Annotated in this window: 13 protein-coding genes; 4 read left to right on the top strand and 9 right to left on the bottom strand. The window is 45.0% G+C overall.

The annotated features are described in order from the left end of the window. Positions 1 to 1,241, bottom strand: a 1,241-nt coding sequence (locus tag QZZ55_RS15660; RefSeq protein ID WP_293268359.1) for an efflux RND transporter permease subunit, incomplete at its 3' end; no start/stop codon positions are given. After that, positions 1,242 to 2,354 carry an efflux RND transporter periplasmic adaptor subunit gene (locus QZZ55_RS15665; protein WP_293268360.1) on the bottom strand — a complete coding sequence of 371 codons (1,113 nt, stop codon included), beginning with the start codon at positions 2,352 to 2,354 and terminating at the stop codon, positions 1,242 to 1,244. A 217-nt stretch (positions 2,355 to 2,571) separates the two neighbouring features. Between QZZ55_RS15665 and QZZ55_RS15670 the strand changes: the two genes are divergently transcribed. After that, the gene (locus QZZ55_RS15670; protein WP_293268361.1) at positions 2,572 to 3,477 is read left to right on the top strand and encodes a LysR family transcriptional regulator; all 906 of its coding nucleotides are present in this window, start codon (positions 2,572 to 2,574) and stop codon (positions 3,475 to 3,477) included. Between the two features lie 166 nt (positions 3,478 to 3,643). Here the strand turns inward: QZZ55_RS15670 and folD are convergent, their stop codons facing one another. The 5 genes from folD to QZZ55_RS15695 all read right to left on the bottom strand — a co-directional run bounded on the left by folD (position 3,644) and on the right by QZZ55_RS15695 (position 9,913). After that, positions 3,644 to 4,489, bottom strand: a complete 846-nt coding sequence (gene folD / locus QZZ55_RS15675) for a bifunctional methylenetetrahydrofolate dehydrogenase/methenyltetrahydrofolate cyclohydrolase FolD (RefSeq protein ID WP_293268362.1) — start codon at positions 4,487 to 4,489, stop codon at positions 3,644 to 3,646. 273 nt (positions 4,490 to 4,762) lie between these two features. Next, entirely contained in the window at positions 4,763 to 7,213 is a 2,451-nt protein-coding gene (locus QZZ55_RS15680) for an FAD-dependent oxidoreductase (RefSeq protein WP_293268363.1), read from the bottom strand. Between the two features lie 53 nt (positions 7,214 to 7,266). Beyond that, positions 7,267 to 8,121 carry a formyltetrahydrofolate deformylase gene (gene purU / locus QZZ55_RS15685; RefSeq protein WP_293268364.1) on the bottom strand — a complete coding sequence of 285 codons (855 nt, stop codon included), beginning with the start codon at positions 8,119 to 8,121 and terminating at the stop codon, positions 7,267 to 7,269. A gap of 84 nt (positions 8,122 to 8,205) precedes the next feature. Further along, a complete protein-coding gene (locus QZZ55_RS15690; protein ID WP_293268365.1) occupies positions 8,206 to 9,162 on the bottom strand; it encodes an FAD-binding protein in 957 nt (318 codons plus the stop codon). Between the two features lies 1 nt (position 9,163). Then, positions 9,164 to 9,913: an electron transfer flavoprotein subunit beta/FixA family protein gene (locus QZZ55_RS15695; protein WP_293268366.1), complete on the bottom strand. Its 750-nt coding sequence runs from the start codon at positions 9,911 to 9,913 to the stop codon at positions 9,164 to 9,166. Positions 9,914 to 10,251: 338 nt separating this feature from the next. On the opposite strand from QZZ55_RS15695, the gene QZZ55_RS15700 reads away from it, so the two are divergent. The 3 genes from QZZ55_RS15700 to QZZ55_RS15710 all read left to right on the top strand — a co-directional run bounded on the left by QZZ55_RS15700 (position 10,252) and on the right by QZZ55_RS15710 (position 13,027). Continuing rightward, entirely contained in the window at positions 10,252 to 11,253 is a 1,002-nt protein-coding gene (locus QZZ55_RS15700) for an ABC transporter substrate-binding protein (RefSeq protein ID WP_293268367.1), read from the top strand. A 104-nt stretch (positions 11,254 to 11,357) separates the two neighbouring features. Further along, complete coding sequence (locus QZZ55_RS15705; protein ID WP_293268368.1) at positions 11,358 to 12,167, top strand: ABC transporter ATP-binding protein; 810 nt, start codon at positions 11,358 to 11,360, stop codon at positions 12,165 to 12,167. Positions 12,168 to 12,169: 2 nt separating this feature from the next. Further along, positions 12,170 to 13,027, top strand: a complete 858-nt coding sequence (locus QZZ55_RS15710; RefSeq protein ID WP_293268369.1) for an ABC transporter permease subunit — start codon at positions 12,170 to 12,172, stop codon at positions 13,025 to 13,027. Positions 13,028 to 13,147: 120 nt separating this feature from the next. Here QZZ55_RS15710 and QZZ55_RS15715 read toward each other — a convergent pair whose 3' ends face one another. Together QZZ55_RS15715 and QZZ55_RS15720 are read right to left on the bottom strand one after the other, a co-directional pair. Further along, complete coding sequence (locus QZZ55_RS15715) at positions 13,148 to 14,056, bottom strand: LysR substrate-binding domain-containing protein (protein ID WP_293268370.1); 909 nt, start codon at positions 14,054 to 14,056, stop codon at positions 13,148 to 13,150. Between the two features lie 85 nt (positions 14,057 to 14,141). Further along, positions 14,142 to 15,032 (bottom strand): LysR family transcriptional regulator, encoded by an 891-nt coding sequence (locus QZZ55_RS15720; protein ID WP_293268371.1) that lies wholly within the window; start codon positions 15,030 to 15,032, stop codon positions 14,142 to 14,144. Positions 15,033 to 15,053: the final 21 nt, after the last annotated feature.

Raw genomic sequence — 15,053 nt, forward strand, 5'->3', positions numbered from 1 at the left:
CCTATTAAAATACCTTCCGTGATAACAATAGCGTTATCCACAAGCATACCTAAGGCAATAATCAGTGCTCCTAATGATATCCGCTGCAAGTCGAGAGCAAAGAGCTTCATAAAAATAAAGCTGCCGAATACAGTTATCATCAGAATCAAACCAATCAAGATACCGCTTTTCAGGCCCATAAACACCAACAATACTGCAATCACGATTGCTACAGCTTCGGCTAAGCTCAGCATGAAGCCCTGCATAGAGTTGTCTACTTCGACAGGCTGGTTATAGACACTCGAGACTTCCATACCGATAGGACGAACATATTCTAATTCGCCCATCCGTTTTTCGAGTCTTTCACCTATCTCGACAACATTAACTCCACTGGCAAAAGAGATTCCCAGCAACAGCGCTTGCTGGTTGTTATAGTTTGTGATGTTTTGCGGTACTTCGGCATAAGTTCGACTAACCTTGGCGACATCACCTAGGTAGATCAGCTCAGAAGCGCCTGAGTTAGAAATTAGCAAACCTTCTAGCTCTTCAACACTTTGAAACTCACCCGTTGGATGCAAGCGAATATACTCGCTTCCTATCTTAATGCTTCCCGAATTAGACACTTGATTTTGCGTCTGCAAAAGTTGGTAAATTCGATCAGGGGAAATACCTAAAGCAGAGAGCTTATTTCGGGCAATTTCAACCACTACTTGTTCCTGCTGCTCACCCGCTACGGTTACTTTTCCGACCCCCTTAATTAGCACTAATTCACGGCGCAAGTAATCAACATAATCTTTGAGCTCTTCGTAGGAATACCCTTCGCCACTAACTGCTAACAAAACACCATAAACATCGCCAAATTCATCAATGACATTGGGACTCATCACCCCGGGAGGTAAGCTAGGAGTAAGGTCATTCACCTTACGCCTTAGCTCATCCCAGATCTGTTTCAAGTCATCTTTACGGTAGGTGCCCTTCATTTCGACAATAATTTGCGACAACCCGGTAGACGATATAGAGGTTACAAAGTCCACATACGGCAGTTGTTGCAGCGCATTTTCAATCGGATAGGTGACCTCCTCTTCTACCTGCGCTGGCGAAGCGCCAGGGTAGTTAGTCGTCACCATTGCCATTTTAAGGGTAAACTGCGGGTCCTCTAGTCGCCCCAAGCCATTGTAGGAAACAATGCCACCGAGCAGTAAGATCAAAGCAAACATCCAGCTAGTAACTGGGTTTGTGATCGAATATTCAGTCAGTTTCATTTATAGCCCCTTTTCTCTGTTCCAGGGACGAACCTGCATACCTTCAGACAGAAAATGCACACCAACGGAAACCAATTGATCTCCCGGATGAATGCCACTTAATACTTCAATACCCTGATCCCGTATCTCTCCGACAGTGACCTCTACTCTGCTGACTTTCATCGTTTCTGGATCAACCTTCCAGATGTAACGGGCACTACTAGAAAGAGGAGCATCCTCTGCTGCAAACACAGCACCTACAGGCAGCATAAAGTGACTACTACTGACGTCAGTTACTTTCGCCAGATCAATTCGTATGCTGGCAGACATTCCTGGAAGTACCGTAAATGCTTTGGGTGCAGATAAAGAAAAAACAACTTTGTAAGTTAGTGTAGAAGGGTCGGCCTGAGTATCCCACTCTTTCACGGTAACCAAAAATTCTTTACCCGGATGAGAATCAAAAATCACCGTGGGCTGATATTGAGTATCTTTCTTAACGCGCGAGACTATATTTTCTGGCATCTGAATTGAGATATCGACCTGATCCCGCGTTTGCAAGATGAGTACCGTCTGTTTGGCCTGAATATTTTCATGTTGCTCTACCATCACTTTAGCAATGGTGCCTGTAAAGGGGGCGCGCAGGTAGGTGTACTCTAAATTGGCTTTCTCTACGTTGAGAGAAGACAGGGCTACATTTAACTCAGCTTTTGCCTTGTCGTAATCAGACTGGGCTAATAATTTACGCTTCAGCAGTTTTTGAGCACGCTTAAACTGCGACTTAGCCAGTGCATAACGGGCCTGGCGGTCATCTAGACTTAACTTGAAGTCTTTAGGGTCCAGCCGTGCCAGCAATTGCCCTTCTTTTACTTCATTCCCCGGCTTAACCAAAAATTCGATAAGTTGGCCGCTCACCCTAAATGCCAGCTTAGAATCAGCATTTGCTTCTACTTCAGCTGGGTAGTTGCGAAAAGTCTCACTAGCAGGGTCTATCACCTGAAAAATTTTGGCAGGACGAACCACCTTGGAATAGGGCTGCTCGTTAGTCGATTCGCTGCACCCCGCAAGACAAAATAGCAATAATACAGCGACGGATATCAGCCTTTTATTTAAAGGATTGTTCGACAGAACAAGCATAAAAACCTCTTAATTAGTTCAAGGTGGGTTAAGCAAGGAGAGACTGGCTAGAAAAGATCGGACTGAAAGCGCAGAGCAGATAATGCCACATATCGCCAGTGCTACTAAAATTCAGTGTGGTGACTATTTTTAGCGCTAAGTAATAACCCGTGAAGAATACGGTTAAATCTGCTTAAATAATATTCAATATTTATTGCCAAGACGTTAAAAAAATCTTATGACACTAGAGCAGCTACGCACCCTCTCCCATATTGTCGAATGTGGCTCACTGAAGCTGGCAGCTGAAAGTCTGCATAAAACCCAGCCAGCATTGTCGATGGCCATTAAAAATTTAGAGGCAGAGTACGGCTTTCAAATTCTTAACCGCCAGAATTACCGGCTGAGCCTTACTCAGGAGGGCACGTTATTTTACCGTAAGGCGCAGGAACTCTTACTCAATGCAAGCCAGCTCCACTCTATGGGGAGGCACTTAGGAAAAGGTAACGAACCTTTAATACGTTTTGCTTATGATCTAGCCTCTCCGCATACGCTTATTTTAAACGCATTAAAGCAATGCCAACGCCAGTACCCTGAAACGGAACTACATGTCCTTTGCAAATCTCGCTTTGGAGCATTAGAGCTATTACAAAATGGCCAGGCAGACCTTGCTGTAGGCCCATGGTGGCCCACGTTACATGGCTTAGGCGATTTAGACACAGTGGCTATCAGTCACTTCAACGTTTTACTCGTTGCTTCACCCGAAGTTTTTCAACCAGGAGAAGTTAAGTGTTCAGACCAACTCAGGTCTCAATTCCACTTAATGATTGAGGAAAGCGGTCTGAGTTTTGACTCGGAAAATTTGATGATGATGAAAGGGCTTAAGCATTGGAAAACTCAAGATGCAAACACCCTAAAACAAATGCTGCTAGCAGGGCTTGGCTGGGGCTTCATCCCAGAGCATATGGTCCAAGACGAACTGGCCCAAGGGATACTCGTTGCACTGCAACCAAAAGATATGGAGCACACCATTAATGGTGAAATTCGTCTAATTCGGCGTCAAGAAAAGGCCTTAGGACCGGTAGCCTCAATGTTGTGGGAAAGCTTCGTTACTGACAATGAGGAGCTACCTAAGCCTTCAAAATAAAATACTAAAACCTGCCACTTCCTATACATTTACGCCCTATCAATTCCATTAAACCTCATGGATGCTATCTAATCGGACGTAATGCATAGTTATTTACAACTCATCGCTATTCATTTTAACGGTTGTACGCACTCAGGTATGATGCGCACTATCAGACATTGCGCCGTTAGGATTGTTCTTGTTTTTGAGCTGACTCTAGGGTTTGACTAATCAGCGCATTAATCGTCATTGGTCCCACACCGCCAGGCACAGGTGTTAATGCAGCCACCCTGCTGTCTAGCCCTGCTTTCTCGATATCACCGATACCACCGGCATGATATCCAGCATCCACCACAACGGCGCCATCCTTAATCCAAGCGGCTTTAATCAGCTCAGGTTTACCTACAGCACCAACGATAATATCTGCTTGGGCAACTAGTTCAGCGAGGTTATTTGTACGGGAATGGCAAATAGTGACGGTCGCATTAGCATTCAAAAGCATGGCAGCCATCGGCTTGCCCAAAATAGGACTACGCCCCAGTACCACAGCATGCTTACCGGAAAGTTCGATATCGTAATGTTTCAATAAAGTCATGATACCTGCAGGTGTTGCCGAACCAAATGCCTGCTCACCCATGGACATCTGACCAAAACCTTGCGTGGTCACGCCATCTACATCCTTCCCAAGGGCTATAGAGTCAAAACAGGCGCGCTCATCAATTTGCTCTGGAACGGGATGCTGCAGCAAGATCCCACATACGTCTGGATCTTTATTGAGTTGATCGATTTTTGCCAGCAACTCTTCTGTGGTAGTCGATGCTGGCAAACTAATGAAACGGGAGCCCATACCCACCCGAGCGCATGCATTAATTTTCATCTGCACATAAGTTGCTGAAGAAGGATCATCACCCACTAAAATAGTGGCCAATACCGGTTGTAAACCACCCTCATCCTGAAACTTCTTTACAGCGACTTGCAGGTATTGCTCACGACTCTTAGCCAGTGCTTTCCCGTCCAAAATTAATGCAGACATCAATCAAACCTCATCATTGTTTTTGGGTTACTAAGACTTTAAAAATTCACAAATCTCCCTCAGTTACTTCTGAAGGAGATGAAACATCGTTGGTACTTTGGGTTGAGCCTCTACATAGGAGAAGCCTTTTGAAATCTTATATTCAAATAGAGAAGCAACCACACAGTCAGGTTTCAGGGCACCCCATAAACCGACAGCAACCTAGCACCGATTTATGAACGGGTAGACTGTATGGTGCTTCAAACTTTCAAGCGCGACAGCAGAACCTGTCTATTAACACTTAATTTTCTCCATTGACGGATCATAGAATGAACGCAACGATGGTTTTACTGAGTAACGCTCACACTCAACTTCAATTTCAAAGTCAGTATTATCCAGCCACTCTTTTGTCACACCTTCAGCATGTTCGACATACCCCATAGCAACAGTCGCACCTACGGTATGGCCAAACATACCCGCAGTGGTACGCCCGACAATCTTGCCATTGGCATATATAGGTTCTTCGTGGTAACACAACGGTTCTGGATTCTCGAATAAAAACGCAATGAAGCGTTTCTTCAATGGCCCCTCAGCCTTCTGTGCTAACAAGGCCTCTTTACCAATAAAGCCGCCTTCTTTATCGAAGTTAGATGCAAATCCTAAGCCCGCTTCCAATGCTGTATCGACATCAGTAATATCGTGACCCCAATGACGGTAGCACTTCTCCATTCGTAGCGAGTTCATCGTATGGTAGCCATATGGCTTTATAGAAAACTCTTCACCGGCTTCCATCACTAAATCATAAACGCTCGGCGCATATTCGGTTGGGATATACAATTCCCAGCCCAGCTCACCTACGTAAGTGATTCGTGATGCACGAACCATCGCGTAACCCATCTCAATTTCCTGAGATGTGGCAAACGGGAAGCTTTCATGAGACAAGTCAGCGCCTGTTAGTTTACTCAACGTTTCACGAGACTTCGGTCCCATTACCGTCACTACTGCATAAGCAGACGTTACATCGGTGAACACCACCATTGCTTCAGCGGGTTTATTTCGGCGTAACCAATCCATATCGCGCGTCTGACAGGCAACACCTGAAACGACCAAATAGCGATCCTCGGCCAAACGAGTCACGGTGACATCAGCTTCAATACCCCCACGATCATTAAGCCACTGGGTATATACCATTTTACCGACAGCGACAGATACATTGTTACTACAAACGCGGTTCAACAGTTTTTCTGCATCCGGACCTTCAACTTGATATTTACAGAATGAGCTCTGATCTATAACACCTACCGAAGTACGTACGGCTTCATGTTCTTCACGGTTATTATCAAACCAATTTTGACGACCGAAAGACAGTTCGTACTCAGGCTTTTGCCCTTCTCTAGCGAACCAGTTAGCGCGCTCCCAACCATTCTCCGAACCGAAAACGGCACCTTGTGCTTTTAGCTGATCATGCAACACGGAGCGACGAACACCACGGGCTGTTTTATATTGTTTAAACGGAAAGTGCGTCTCGTACAGCAGACCCAATGATTCAGTAGTACGCTCTTCCAAATATTTTTGCGTGCCTTGGAATGGCAAATTACGACGAATATCTACATCCCATAGATCTTGCGGTGCATGGCCTTTATGGATCCATTCGGCTAACATTTTACCCGCGCCCCCTGCAGACTGAATGCCTACAGAGTTAAAACCAGCAGCCACAAAATAGTTACGCAATTCAGGCGCTTCACCCAAGTGATAACGATCATCCGGCGTGAAAGATTCAGGCCCATTGAAAAATAACTGCAGGCCAGTACGCTCTAAAATCGGCAAACGGTGCATAGCGGCTTCTAGATACGGTTCAAGATGCTCAAAGTCATCCGGTAGCGAATCAAAGAAAAAGTCTTCCGGGATGCCTTTCATGCCCCATGGCTTAGCATGCGGTTCGAACATACCCACGAGCAATTTACCGGCATCTTCCTTGTAATAGCAATAACCATCCATATCACGCATTGTGGGTAGGCCATGCTTAAGATCTGGCATATTTTCAGTAACAACATAAAAGTGTTCAGCGGCATGCAACGGTACGTTAACACCCGCCTTTTTCCCAAACTCTCTAGCCCACATCCCTGAACAGTTAACTACGTACTCTGCATCGATATCACCTTGCTCGGTGATAACACCCACCGCTTTACCGTCACGGATCTTCATATCCAGCACTTTCACGCCTTCAATGATTTTTGCTCCACCCAACCGTGCGCCTTTAGCCAATGCCTGTGTCACATCTACTGGGCTCGTCATTCCATCCATTGGTAAGTGAATAGCGCCCAACACATCATCAACATTCATCAGTGGCCAGAGTTCTTTGGCTTGATCTGGCGAAATAACATCACAAGGAAACCCTGCAACTTTTGCCATAGATGCACCGCGCTTTAGCTCTGCTAAGCGCTCTTTATTAGTAGCTATTGTTAAAGAACCATTACGAACGAAGCCTGTTGCCTGTCCGGTCTCTGCTTCTAGCTTCTCATAAAGGGTCGCACTGTAGTTAGCCAACATCGACATGTTATAGCTAGCACGAAGAGTAGGCACAAGCCCCGCTGCATGCCATGTAGTACCACACGTAAGCTGACGGCGCTCTAGCAGCACAACATCAGTAAAGCCAAGTTTAGTCAGGTGGTAAGCCACGCTGCAGCCGATAACGCCGCCGCCAACGATGACAACCTGAGCAGAAGTAGGTAGTTGCTTAGTCATTATTATTCTCCAAAACCCCGCGGCCCTGTCGCAGAGTTAAGTTGGTAAGGTTATTAGCTGAATACAACTGTTTTGTTTCCGTGTACCAGAATGCGGTCTTCCAAATGGTCACGTAAGCCACGTGCCAGTACAGTCTTTTCGACATCCTTGCCTAAACGCACAAGGTCATCAACTTTATCGCTGTGAGTCACGCGGACAACATCCTGATCAATAATAGGACCTTCATCCAATTGCTCAGTAACATAGTGACACGTCGCCCCAATCAGCTTTACACCACGACGAGATGCCTGATGATAAGGTTTAGCACCAATAAACGATGGTAAGAAGCTGTGGTGGATATTAATAACCTGATGTCGATATTTTTCACATAACGCTTGCGGAAGAATCTGCATATAACGCGCGAGAACAATGCAGTCAGCCTGGTACTCTTCAACCAATCCTTCAACCTGCGCAAACCCAGGTGCTTTATTATCCTTATCAATCACAACATGGTGGTAAGGAATACCGTACCATTCAACCAGTCCCTGCATATCGGTATGGTTAGAAATTACGCAGCTAATTTCACAATCAAGATCACCACTTCTCCAACGATCCAGTAGGTCAGATAGACAATGGCTGCCTTTACTCGCCATCAAGACAACTTTCTTGGGCTGACCGCTGTCCACGAGGCGAAGATTCATCTGATACTCTTCAACCATCGGCGCAAACTTTTCGCGTAGCTCGTCAATATCAAACGGCAAAGAATCAGCCTGAATTTCAAAGCGAGAGAAAAAACGATTACTGTCTTCATCAGAATGATGTGCTGCTTCAGATATCCAGCCACCATTACGGGTAATCATTTCGCCAACGCGAGTAACAATACCTACCTGATCAGGGCAATCGAGAATTAAACGAAAAGTACGCTTCATAATATTCATCCTTTAATAATGCAGCCACAGTGATTCGTGTGCCTGCATTACCTAGTTATTGTTAGAAATTGGATCTTTAAAAAGTTAGCTCAGCGCTTTTTCAAGCTCCGGCAATGCATCAAACAAATCTGCAACTAGGCCATAATCTGCCACACCAAAAATCGGCGCTTCTGCATCTTTGTTAATGGCGACGATAACTTTAGAGTCCTTCATACCCGCCAAATGCTGAATTGCACCAGAGATACCGACTGCAACATATAGATCAGGAGCAACGATTTTACCGGTCTGCCCTACCTGCATATCGTTTGATACGAAACCGGAATCGACAGCAGCACGAGAAGCACCTACAGCAGCGCCAAGTTTGTCTGCCACTCGCTCTAGCATTGGGAAGTTATCGCCGCTTTGCATACCTCTGCCTCCAGAGATAATAATCCGAGCAGAAGTAAGATCTGGACGATCAGATATACTCTTATCTTCACTGATAAAACGAGACAAGCCGCTTTCAGCTACTGCTGACAGGCTAATTTGTTCTGCTTGACCACCGGTATCAGCTACCGCAGCAAATGCAGTGCCTCGCACGGTCATTGCTTTAATAGAGTCGCTACTACGCACGGTAGCTAATGCGTTACCTGCATAAATAGGACGCACGAAAGTATCAGCATCAACCACACCCACGATCTCAGAAATTTGTGCAACATCTAATAATGCGGCAACACGCGGCAGCAGGTTTTTACCTGTTGTTGAGGCAGCACAAAGAATGTGGCTATACCCACTCTCTTTACATAACTCCACAACAACAGGGGCTACGTTCTCCGCCAGATGATTTACCAGAGCGGCATCATCGACAACGACAACATGATCAGTGATAGGCACTGCAGCTGCTTGCTCAGCTACAGCACTGCACTCATTACCCGTTACCAAAACTGTAATGGGAGAACCTGTTTTTTCTTTAAGCTCTGCCGCCGCTTGTAAAGTATTCAGCGTCGCAGCATTTAATGTTTCATTATTGTGATCGGCAATCACCAGAATAGATGCGCTCATCTTAAAGTACCCCTGCTTCTGTTTTCAGTTTTTCAACCAATTCAGCAACACTGCTGACAATTATTCCTGCTTCACGCTCGGCTGGGCTAACAACTTTCACGGTTGTTAAGCGCGGCGTCACATCCACACTCAGCTCTTCAGGAGAGGTCACTTCTAATGGTTTACGCTTAGCTTTCATAATATTTGGCAATGACGCGAAACGAGGTTCATTCAACCTTAAGTCAGTAGTAATCACAGCAGGCAATTGCAAAGCAATTTTTTGCAAGCCACCATCTACTTCACGTGTTACAACAACTTCAGAGCCTTCACACTCAACTTCAGACGCAAAGGTGCCCTGAGGCATATTACCAATTGCTGCTAACATCTGGCCGGTCTGATTATTATCGTTATCAATCGACTGCTTACCTAGAACTACTAGCTGGCATTCTTCTTTCTTAACGATAGCGTTCAGCACTTTAGCAACACCCAGAGGCTCAACTACAGAGTCCGTTTTAACGTGCAAAGCACGATCCGCACCCAATGCCAAAGCGGTACGTAACTGCTCCTGACAACGATCATCACCTACACTAACTACCAGTACTTCACTAGCCACGCCGCGTTCCTTCAGACGAATAGCTTCTTCAACAGCAATCTCACAAAACGGATTGATTGCCATTTTCACGTTGGCCAGATCTACATCTGAATTATCAGGCTTAACTCGTATTTTAACGTTGGCATCGACAACGCGTTTTATCGCGACCAGTACTTTCATGGTGACCTCAGCATTAGTAAGTTGCTTCAAAACTAACAAATGAAATTATTATTTAAATTTTCATACTGGTATTTATATATATTTTTTTATTCATGTCAATTCACTTGATCAAAAAATATTCATTAATATTTCATGTTATTTTGGTTTTTTCAAATCCAATCACCACTAACCTGTTACAAAAACTAACAACAGCGGAATTTTTCTCAATTGTCCCTCCCTCTATTACGGGGCAGTATCGATGGAAGTTCATTGATTAAATGAAGTTCAATACCGGTCCACTTAACGTGAACCGAACCACTAAAATAAGAATTCGCACAAGCGATAATGTAGAGGTAATTATGAAATCGATCGTCTCTAACACGTTCAAAGTAATGGCTTTAACCGCTTCAGTTCTGGCAGCAGGTTCAGCTCTTGCAGCCGACAAACCAGACACTGTTACTGTTGGTTACTTCCTCGAATGGCCAACGGCTAACCAGATTGCTCAGGTAGAAAAAACGTACGATAAAATCATGGGCGTCAATATGGAGTGGCGCGCTTTTGACTCCGGCACTGCGATGTCAGCAGCGATGGCTTCTGGCGATGTTGATATGGCTTACTCTCAGGGGCTCGTGCCTTTCACTGTAGCTGTATCACAAGGGCTTCCAATCACGATGGTTGGTATCGCGGTTTCGTATGCAGAAAACGACAACTGTGTTGTAAGCACAAAATCTGGCATCAACCAATCAAATGCTAAAGAGCTAGAAGGCCAGAGAGTAGCAGTACCATTTGGGACTGTTGCACACTACAAAATGTTACGCGTACTCAGCCATTTGAACGTCGATAGCACAAAGATCCGTCTATTAGACATGGCACCAGCCGACAGTGCTGCAGCTATTGCTCGTGGTGATGTGGCAATGGCGTGTGGTTGGGGTGGTGCATTACGCCGTATGAAAGCCTACGGTCCGGTACTAATGACCGCGGCTGAACAAGAAAAATTAGGTATCCGTGTATTTGATGTTATTTCCACAAACAATAAGTTTGCAAAAAAACATCCTGAGCTCGTTACTCAATTCCTTCAGGTTACCAACGACTCCAATAGCGCCTTCACTAAAAACCCTAAACAATACCAGCCGGTTATTGCAAAAGCCTCTGGCCTAAACCTAGAAGACTCTAATCAGGTTCTTGCTCTTTTCGACTTTCCGTTAAAAGAAGCACAAGTCTCTGACCAATGGCTAGGTGGAGCCGTGCAAGAGTTCACCAAAGAAGTCGCTGATTTCTTTGTGTTGCACAAGCAGATCCCTAAAGCATTGCCCGACTATAGCGCAACAATCGACAGCAGCTTTTTTGAAAAAGTGAATTAATAATTCTCTAAATAGGTCTTGCGACCAGAGGCTCATCAGAGCAGGCAGCTGTTGCTCTGATGCCCTCCATACTTTATTAATTCTTTTGTTTTAAGGAAATAGCTATGTCTGATCTAGTTGTTAATGACGTTTCCATGGTATTTGACACGCCTAGCGGCGAGCAGGTTCATGCACTCGAAAACGTCTCATTCTCCCTAAAGCAGGGTGAATTGCTGTCTATTCTGGGTCCTTCCGGCTGCGGCAAAAGTACTCTATTAAATATTATTGCAGGTTTTCTTGCTCCTACACACGGTACTGTTGAACTAGCATCAACTGAAATTCACGGCCCTGGTTCTGACCGCGGCATGGTGTTTCAGCAAGGCGCTTTGTTTGAATGGCTCACCGTTGCAGAAAACATTGGTTTTGGCCTATCTATGAAAGGCACACCAGCAGATGAGATTAAGAAAACAGTTAATCACCTTCTAGAGACAGTGGGTTTACATGACTTTGGCGACAAAGCCACCTACGAACTCTCTGGTGGTATGCAGCAACGTGTTGCTCTGGCACGCTGTCTCGCCAACGACCCCGATGTCATCTTAATGGATGAACCTCTAGGTGCATTGGACGCGTTAACACGAGAAAAGATGCAGGGCTTGGTGCTCAAACTCTGGAAAGAAACCGGCAAGACCATCATCCTAATCACTCACAGCGTAGAAGAAGCCTTATTCTTGGGCGAAAGATTATTCGTTATGGCTCCGCGCCCAGGCCGGATTAAAAAAGAATATTCATTACCGTTTGCTGAAGCAGGTCTTACAAAAGATCCCCGTGATGTTAAAGCAGATCCCGATTTTGGCGCAAAAAGAGAAGAGATTCTCAATATGATCTGGGAAATGGAAGAAGAGATTATGGGCCAGGCCGACGATTCAGGAGTCTAAATATGTCATTTATTCAAACGCTTAAATACAAAATTGGCCTTAGTAAAGATGGTCTAACTAAACGGAAAACCGTCACCTTTGGAGACACTACTGCAGTAGGTAATGGTCGCTTCTGGAGCGTTATTTCTGTTATTACCCTATCAATGGCCTGGTACCTAGGCAGCGCACTTGAGCTAGTAAACCCTATCTTCTGGCCAGCTCCATCAGCCGTCTGGGACCAATTTATCAATATCTCGCAGGACGGTTATCGAAACTTTACCCTGTGGGAACATATATGGGCCAGCCTATACAGAATATTAGTCGGCTTTGCTCTGGGCTGTTTGATCGGAATTCCTCTAGGTTTCGCTATGGGGTTGTCCGAAATAATCCGCGGCTGGTTTGACCCACTGGTAGAATTCTTTCGCCCAATTCCACCTTTAGCCTTTATACCGCTGGTCATTATTTGGTCAGGTATCGGGGAACGCTCTAAGATATTACTCCTGTTCTTTGCGGCACTTTGGATTATGGTTATTGCGGCCAGAGCCGGAGTTGGAAGTGTCAAGCTGTCAAAAATTCATGCAGCGTATTCTCTTGGTGCAACTAAGCGGCAAATATTGATGCATGTTATTTTACCCAACTCACTACCAGAAATATTTACGGGTATGCGCGTTGCAATGGGTATTTGTTGGGGAACCGTGGTGGCTGCTGAGCTAGTGGCTGCAGAATCGGGCATTGGCTTTATGATCATGGCCGCCAGTAAGTTTCTGGCTACCGATATCGTAATACTAGGAGTCATTGTTGTCGGGGTAATCGGCTACTCTATCGATATATTGATGCGTAAGCTGGAAGATAAACTGATTCCTTGGAAAGGCAAAGCTTGATCGTATCGAATAGGTGACGATCATTATCCAACGCGGTTCTGTGAATCCATTTCATAAGAACCGCTGATGATTAATGTATCACATGAAGGAAAGATCAGCTTGCTGCTGATTTTTCCTTTTTTAGTTAATACGCAGCAATGTTTTATCTTCAGATATTTGATGATGCAACCAGCGGGCAAAGTAATTAACTTTGGAATCAGACAAACTACGGGACGACTGCACTAGATACCAAGCGCCAATCTCCGGCACCTGCATATCGACAGGCATGACCAACTTGTTATTGGAAATATCACCACTGGCGAAAAATGACTGAACAATCGCCACCCCCTTTCCTGCAATTGCCGCTTCTAATGCTAGTTGGTGGTTATCGTGCTCACTAACAATATTGATCCCACTCTCTGTTAACCCAACACTCTTCAGCCAACTAGGTAGGTTTAAAGGTGACTCTGTAATGTTAAGAAAAGGCAGCTCTAGTAACGTCTCAACCGTTATCGGGCCGTCTTGCTCAATCAGCGAAGGACTACATACAGGTATAAGCACCCCCTGAAACAACTGTTGATAGATCATTCCTGGTTCTGTTTTTTCGCTATAAATAATACCAATATCTGCCGCGTTCGTTTCAAATTCCCAATCAAAATACGAACTATAGAGCTCAATATGTATATCAGGAAACTGATCTCTAAAATGCCCCAGCCTTGGCACTAACCAACGAGAAGCAATGCCCATATAGACCTGCACTGACAAGTCGCCTTTATCAGGATCTCCAAATATACGATAAGTACTGCTCTCAATATCATATAGAGCCTGGCGAATTTCTGAAGCGTATAACGCGCCAACATTCGTCAATGCAATGCTACGGCCTAAGCGCTCAAACAAAGGCTTACCTAAATCCTGTTCCATTTTCTTGATCTGATGACTTATCGCCGAATGCGTTACATTCAACTCTTTAGCTGCTTGTTGAAAACTAAGCAGGCGAGCGGTTGCTTCAAAGGCTTTTAACGCTTGTAGTGAGGGTATGTGACGCCTCATGAGCCCAACTCCCAGAACAACCTGCCCTTAAGCTTAATATTCATATTATTGTGTCCCTCATATTAGAGTTGAAATTTTTATCTATCTAGCTTCCAGTCCAAGAACCCAATAGCCAATCTCTAAAAATACGTGACGCATCAGACAAATCTTTGTCACCTTGATAACATAAATAATAGCTGCCTTCAGTGGTAATACTATCAACGAATGGCGCAACCAACTGCTTTGCTAGCACCCCCTCACGCATCAACTCATCGTACATCATGCAGACACCAAACCCATTTGCAGCCATCGTTACTGCCGTAGCATGGCTATCCATATACTGGCGTGTTTGATCTTGTAAGTTATCAAGTTTCATTTTTTCTAACCAACCACTCCACCCCTGAGGAGTTCCGATCACATCCAGCAGCGGCATTCCTTCTAAATCAGATGGGTTGCGCATTCTTTTGGCATTAGCCATCGAGCAATAAGGCCGTAACAGAGGGGTGACCAAAGGGTGAGACTCATACCCAGACCAATTCCCAGAACCGTATCGGATCTCCAGTTCTGCCGTCGATATGTCAAAGTCAGTAGACCAGTTGGTGCCTAATTGGCGGATAGTTATCTGCGGATATATCGCATTAAAGCGCTGTAAGCGTGTTGCGAGCCACAACACACTAAATGATGTATTTACATTGACCTCTACCACCGCCTGATTAAGTGGAGTGAATATTTGCGCAGCACCTGCATTCAATTGACGCAAACTATCCTGCACCAGTGGCAAAAAAGAGCGGCCCGCATCGCTTAATTGAATAGCCCTATTCGCGCGTACAAACAATTGCTGATTCAGGTGATGCTCAAGCAATTGAATCTGCTGACTCACCGCAGACTGGCTCATATTCAGCTCTTGAGCAGAAAGCGTAAAGCTTAGCTTTCGGCCTGCTGCCTCAAAAGTTCTAAGCCAATTTAACTGAATATTATTTGTTAAAATATCTTTCATAAGCAGAACTTATCCATCTAG

It is taken from the genome of Neptunomonas sp., from assembly GCF_016744175.1.
Taxonomy (GTDB): domain Bacteria; phylum Pseudomonadota; class Gammaproteobacteria; order Pseudomonadales; family Balneatricaceae; genus Neptunomonas.

Bases quoted from the DNA above. Each gene is read 5' to 3' on its own strand.
- QZZ55_RS15700 (WP_293268367.1), top strand. From the start codon at position 10,252: ATGAAATCGATCGTCTCTAACACGTTCAAAGTAATGGCTTTAACCGCT.
- QZZ55_RS15720 (WP_293268371.1), bottom strand. From the start codon at position 15,032: ATGAAAGATATTTTAACAAATAATATTCAGTTAAATTGGCTTAGAACT.
- QZZ55_RS15710 (WP_293268369.1), top strand. From the start codon at position 12,170: ATGTCATTTATTCAAACGCTTAAATACAAAATTGGCCTTAGTAAAGAT.
- QZZ55_RS15690 (WP_293268365.1), bottom strand. From the start codon at position 9,162: ATGAGCGCATCTATTCTGGTGATTGCCGATCACAATAATGAAACATTA.
- QZZ55_RS15695 (WP_293268366.1), bottom strand. From the start codon at position 9,913: ATGAAAGTACTGGTCGCGATAAAACGCGTTGTCGATGCCAACGTTAAA.
- QZZ55_RS15705 (WP_293268368.1), top strand. From the start codon at position 11,358: ATGTCTGATCTAGTTGTTAATGACGTTTCCATGGTATTTGACACGCCT.
- QZZ55_RS15715 (WP_293268370.1), bottom strand. From the start codon at position 14,056: ATGAGGCGTCACATACCCTCACTACAAGCGTTAAAAGCCTTTGAAGCA.
- purU (WP_293268364.1), bottom strand. From the start codon at position 8,121: ATGAAGCGTACTTTTCGTTTAATTCTCGATTGCCCTGATCAGGTAGGT.
- QZZ55_RS15665 (WP_293268360.1), bottom strand. From the start codon at position 2,354: ATGCTTGTTCTGTCGAACAATCCTTTAAATAAAAGGCTGATATCCGTC.
- folD (WP_293268362.1), bottom strand. From the start codon at position 4,489: ATGTCTGCATTAATTTTGGACGGGAAAGCACTGGCTAAGAGTCGTGAG.
- QZZ55_RS15680 (WP_293268363.1), bottom strand. From the start codon at position 7,213: ATGACTAAGCAACTACCTACTTCTGCTCAGGTTGTCATCGTTGGCGGC.
- QZZ55_RS15670 (WP_293268361.1), top strand. From the start codon at position 2,572: ATGACACTAGAGCAGCTACGCACCCTCTCCCATATTGTCGAATGTGGC.